The organism is Pseudomonadales bacterium, from assembly GCA_013215025.1.
In the GTDB taxonomy this organism is placed as follows: Bacteria; Pseudomonadota; Gammaproteobacteria; order Pseudomonadales; family DT-91; genus DT-91.
On the sequence record JABSRR010000261.1, the window covers coordinates 1 to 2532 of the forward strand.

Annotated in this window: 2 protein-coding genes; both read right to left on the bottom strand. The window is 50.2% G+C overall.

The genetic code is table 11. The annotated features are described in order from the left end of the window. Nucleotides 1–133: 133 nt before the first annotated feature. A complete protein-coding gene (locus tag HRU21_12655; GenBank protein ID NRA43140.1) occupies nucleotides 134–2017 on the bottom strand; it encodes a copper resistance system multicopper oxidase in 1884 nt (627 codons plus the stop codon). 79 nt (nucleotides 2018–2096) lie between these two features. Next, nucleotides 2097–2453, bottom strand: a complete 357-nt coding sequence (locus tag HRU21_12660) for a hypothetical protein (protein ID NRA43141.1) — start codon at nucleotides 2451–2453, stop codon at nucleotides 2097–2099. Between the last annotated feature and the right edge of the window lie 79 nt (nucleotides 2454–2532).

The window sequence follows — 2532 nt, forward strand, 5'->3', positions numbered from 1 at the left end:
TTCCAATGCAGCTTATTGTCGTTATTAATTTCAAGCTTATCTAACATCACCATTGTCATAAGCGGGTCGGGATTGCTCATAGCCCAAACCGAAAAGGCTTGCAGCAACAGGGCTAGCAATAAGAGTTTTTTCATCAAACCACCCTCACCTCGCGGAACATGCCCATCATATGGTGCAGCATATGGCAGTGATAAGCCCATCGTCCTTTGGTGTCGGCCGTTACCAGATAAGAAACTTTAGCGCCGGGTTGCACAATTACCGTGTGTTTTCGCGGAATGAAATCGGGGTCGCCAGTTTCAAGCTCGCTCCACAGACCATGCAAATGCATCGGATGGTTCATCATCGTGTCGTTAATTAAGGTGATGCGCACACGCTCGCCATAATTAAGCATGATCGGCTCGGCCTTAGCCATTGGGATGCCGTCTAAGGTCCAGATATAGCGACTCATATTGCCAATCAGATGGATTTGAATTTCTCGACTGGGCTGGCGCATATCGAGGGTGCGATAGCGATTTTTAAGGTCGGCATAGGTCAGCACTTTACGCCCATACAGCGCTTGATGGTCGCGAAGCCCGATACCTGGATCATCAAGCTTGAATTGCGGCGAGTCGGCGCGCATATCCACATGCGGCCCATAATGCGAAGACTTACGCTCTATCGGTTGGGCCGAACCATAACCGGCTAGACCTGAGCCCATGGCCGGTTTAGCTGTCTGTTTGTGATGAGCCATGTGACCGTGATGGGCGTGGTGGTTTTTATGCTGGTTGTGAGCTTGATGCCCGCTGTGGCCTTGATGTCCGCTGTGGCTCTGGTGAGCGCTGTGGTCTTCAGACTTTTTGTGACCGCTATGGCTGGCGTGCGCGTCGTGTGCCATGCCCATATCGCCATGGCCTAAAATCGGCATCGGGTCTAGATCAGGGATAAGCGCTGTTAATGCGGCATTAGCAGCCAGCGTGCCCCGGGTGAAGCCACTGCGATCAATGGCCTGGGCGAAAACGGTATAAGCCGAGTCGCTGTCAGGCTCTACAACCACATCATAAGTTTCGGCCACAGCAAGCCTAAATTCGTCGACAGTTACCGGCTCAACCGCCTGACCATCGCTGGCGATAACGGTCATTTTCAAGCCTGGAATTCTAACGTCAAAAATGGTCATGGCGGCAGCGTTAATAAAACGCAGCCTCACCTTGTCACCATTGTTGAATAAGCCCAACCACCCCGCGCTTGGGGTCTGACCGTTGGTTAAAAAGGTATAGGTGGCCCCGGTCACATCTGAGATATCGCGATCACTCATGCGCATCTGGTTCCACATGGCGCGCTCATTCCAGGTATTGGCCACGCCCTTGGCTTTGATCTCTTGATAAAGATCATTCAGCGTGCGTTCGCGGGTATTATAATAATGCGGCTGCTTTTTGAGCTTTTTGAATACCGTGGCAGGGCTCTCATCGGTCCAGTCAGATAAAATAACCACATGGTCGGTATCGAAGTCATCTTGCCAGCCATCTTTCGGCTCGATAATGATCGCCCCGTATACACCCAGCTGTTCCTGGTAAGCTGAGTGGCTGTGATACCAATAGGTGCCATTTTGATTAACATCAAAGCTGTATTCGAATGTCTCGCCAGGCTTGATGCCATCAAAACTAAGCCCCGGCACGCCGTCCATATTGCTGGGCAAAATCATGCCATGCCAATGAATTGAGGTGTCGTGCGCGAGATGGTTAGTCACGCGAAGCGTGACGCGTTCGCCCTCCTTCCAAACCAAAGTAGGCGCAGGCAGAGATCCGTTCACAGTAACCGCGGGGCGCTCTTTACCGGTAAAATTAACGACTTGATAATCAATTGAAAGGTTAAATACCTTGCCTCTCAATAAGGGGGGTGAATTAGCGCTTACGGTTTCAGCTGGCGCGCTATTGCACCATGGGCTTAAGCCCAGTAATACACCACTGGCTGAAAGCCCAGTGACAAATTTTCTTCGGGTTAACAAATGGGGGGAATTCCCCGCAATAATATCTGTGTTCATATCTAAGCACCGCGTGTAAAAGGGAAAACTGCCCTGACCTTAGGCCAAAGCACAAACTCCAGGCGCAACTTGCCTGTGCTTAGACGATTATCGGAGGGTGATAGATATGTTTTGCAATAGCGATAGGATGGTGCAACACGTCAAGATGCTGACTTTTAACAGTGGGATAGGCTTGCAAAGTCATATGATTGACCAGCAACGCTGATATTGAGAAACAATACGAACAATCATCATCACAACAATCCGGTGTTTCACGTTGCTGAACGGTATCCATTGCCCCTGTTGACATTGCCCCTGCTGACATTGACCCTGTGGGTATTGGCTCTGCTGGTAACGCCTGCTCGCTGTGGCAAGGAATAGGCTCATGCTGGGCCTCACTGTGACTTGACGGCATATCAACAAGCATCTGTGCAGCATTGACAGAACTGGCAAGCATACACAGCATCAACATAAGGGCTATGACTTTATGAGCATTCATAATGTGCATATTAGCATTGGATTTTTCGGCTTTGCAG

Bases quoted from the DNA above. Each gene is read 5' to 3' on its own strand.
- HRU21_12655 (NRA43140.1), bottom strand. From the start codon at position 2,017: ATGAACACAGATATTATTGCGGGGAATTCCCCCCATTTGTTAACCCGA.
- HRU21_12660 (NRA43141.1), bottom strand. From the start codon at position 2,453: ATGCTTGCCAGTTCTGTCAATGCTGCACAGATGCTTGTTGATATGCCG.